Origin of the sequence: Peterkaempfera griseoplana (assembly GCF_001418575.1) — a bacterium.
Lineage (GTDB): Bacteria > Actinomycetota > Actinomycetes > Streptomycetales > Streptomycetaceae > Peterkaempfera > Peterkaempfera griseoplana.
The window spans coordinates 1-2490 of the sequence record NZ_LIQR01000718.1 but is presented as its reverse complement, the minus strand read 5'-3'; the positions used below and the strand labels follow the sequence as shown (position 1 = coordinate 2490).

Below are 2490 nucleotides of genomic sequence, written 5' to 3'. Positions count from 1 at the left end.
CGCCCGATGGGCCCCGCCCCCCGCGGCCCGGTGACACGCGCGCGGACCACGTGCACGGGTGCAGGGCCGGGGATCACCGGACGTAACCTGTTCGGAGCAGGGGCGGCAGGCCCTCAGGAGACGAACCGAGAGGCGGCCCCGACGTGGCGGTCATCACCTGGTGGGGCCATGCGACCGCGACCGTGCGGGACTCCGGGGTCAGCATCCTCACCGACCCGCTGCTCACCTCCCGGCTGGCCCACCTGCGCCGCCGCCGCGGCCCGCTGCCCGGAGCCGCCGCGCGGCGCGCCGACGCCGCCGTGGTCTCCCATCTGCATGCCGACCACCTGCATCTGCCGTCGCTCCGCGTCCTGCCGCCCGGCACCCCCGTACTGCTGCCGCGCGGCGCGACAGGGGCGGTGCCCGCGCTGCGCCGCCTCTCCCATCTGCACCTGCTGGAGGTCGGGGCCGGGGAGGAGACAGCGGTCGGCGCGGTCACCGTCCGGGCGGTCCCGGCCCGCCACGACGGACGGCGGCTGCCGATGGGCCCGCAGCGGGTGGAGCCGCTCGGATTCGTGATCCACGGCGCGGCCGCCACCTACTTCGCGGGCGACACCGACTTCTACCCCGGCCTGGTCGACGCGGTGGGCCCCTGCGACCACGCGCTGCTGCCCGTCGGCGGCTGGGGGCCCGGACTGGGTCCGGGCCACCTGGACCCGGCACGCGCCGCGGAGGCGGTCCGGCTGCTGGCACCGCGCACCGCGGTCCCGGTGCACTTCGGCACCTTCTGTCCGGTGGGGCTCGGCCTCCGCCCCGGGGCCTGGTTCCATGCGCCGGGGGACGACTTCGCCCGGCGAGCGGCCGGGCTGGCGCCGCAGACCACCGTCCATGTCCTGGAGCCCGGCGGCAGCGTGGAACTCACCGACGGCACCATCCCCAGCGGCGCCGAGGGCGGCCGCCGGTGAACCACCCCCTGTGGACCGCTTCGGCCGCCGCGGCGGCCACCGGCACGTTCGACGCGGCCACCGCCTCGCAGACCGCCGGGTACCCGACGCTCTTCGTACTGATCGTGGTGGGCTCGGTGCTGCCCGTGCTGCCCACGGGCGCGCTGGTCAGCGCGGCCGGCGTGGTGGCCTGGCACTCCCGCTGGCCCGCCCTGGACCTGCCGCTGCTGCTGGCGGTCGCCTCGGTGGCCGCCTGGGCCGGGGACGTCCTGCTGTACTGGCTGGCCGCACACGCCGGCGGCCGGTGGACCCGGCAGCTGCGGGCCCACATGGACAGCCCCCGGATGCGCGCCGCACAGGACCGGCTGGCCGCGCACGACCGCGCCGTGCTGGTGCTCTCCAGGCTGATCCCGGCGGGCCGCATCCCGGTGATGGCGGCCTGCCTGGTCTCCGGGTGGCCGGTGCGGCGGTTCCTGCGCGCCGACGTGTTCGCGGCGGTCGCCTGGGCCCTGTGCTACCAGGCGGTCGGCATCATCGGCGGCGCCGTCTTCCCCCGCCCGTGGCAGGGCGTGGCCGCGGCCGTGGTGCTGGTGCTGCTGGTGGCCGCGGCGCCGGGCCTGGGACGCCGGCTGCGCGGCCGCGAGCAGAGCCGGCGGCGGAGCGGGGAGCAGCGGGCCGTACCCGCCGAGGAACGCGCGCACTGACCGGCGCCGGGCTCTGCCGCCGAGCGGCGCCGGGCTCCGTGGCCGGACGGGTACGGCTCAGGGGCGCCGAACCCGGCGGGGACCCGCACCGTGGTGGTGGTCCCGCCGGTTCCGGCGCCCCTGAGCCGTGTGGCGTACGGGTGCCGCTACCGCGTCACAGCGCCAGGCCGGTGAGCACCAGCACCCGCTCGTAGGTGTAGTCGTCCATGGCGTACTTGACGCCCTCGCGTCCCACACCGGACTGCTTGGCGCCGCCGTACGGCATCTGGTCGGCACGGTAGGACGGCACGTCGCCCACGATCACACCGCCCACCTCCAGCTCCCGGTGAGCCCGGAACGCGGTCTGCAGGTCATGGGTGAAGACACCCGCCTGCAGCCCGTAGGGAGAGTCGTTGACCAGCGCGAACGCCTCGTCGGCGCCCGAGACCCGGTGCAGGCTCAGCACCGGGCCGAAGACCTCCTCGCAGGCCAGGGTCACACCGGCGGGCACCTCGGCCAGCACGGTCGGCGCATAGGTGGCGCCCTCCCGCTTGCCGCCGGCCAGCAGCTTCGCGCCGGCGGCCACGGCCTCGTCCACCCAGGCCTCGACCCGCTCGGCCGCGGCCTCGCTCACCAGCGGGCCCACGTCCACCGACTCGTCGGAGGGGTCACCGGTGACCTGCTCCTGCACCTTGGCGACGACCTTCTCCGCCAGCCGGTCGTAGACCGCGGCGTCGGCGATGACGCGCTGCACCGAGATGCAGGACTGGCCGCCCTGGTAGTTGGCGAAGGTCGCGATCCGCGAAGCGGCCCACTCCAGGTCCTCCTCGCTCGCCCAGTCGGCGAGGACGACCGCTGCGGCGTTGCCGCCCAGCTCCAGGGTG

At 76.4% G+C, this 2490-nt stretch carries 3 protein-coding genes; 2 read left to right on the top strand and 1 reads right to left on the bottom strand.

Going from position 1 to position 2490, the window contains the following annotated elements; all coding sequences use genetic code 11:
• Positions 1-143: 143 nt before the first annotated feature.
• Together AOK09_RS35920 and AOK09_RS35915 are read left to right on the top strand one after the other, a co-directional pair.
• Positions 144-944, top strand: a complete 801-nt coding sequence (locus tag AOK09_RS35920; RefSeq protein ID WP_055591369.1) for an MBL fold metallo-hydrolase — start codon at positions 144-146, stop codon at positions 942-944.
• On the top strand, positions 941-1627 hold the full coding sequence (locus AOK09_RS35915) for a DedA family protein (protein ID WP_245687639.1): 687 nt from the start codon (positions 941-943) through the stop codon (positions 1625-1627). The genes AOK09_RS35920 and AOK09_RS35915 overlap by 4 nt, the downstream gene beginning before the upstream one ends.
• 154 nt (positions 1628-1781) lie before the next feature.
• Here AOK09_RS35915 and AOK09_RS35910 read toward each other — a convergent pair.
• The coding region (locus tag AOK09_RS35910) for an aldehyde dehydrogenase family protein (protein ID WP_157876182.1) at positions 1782-2490 on the bottom strand (709 nt) is incomplete at its 5' end.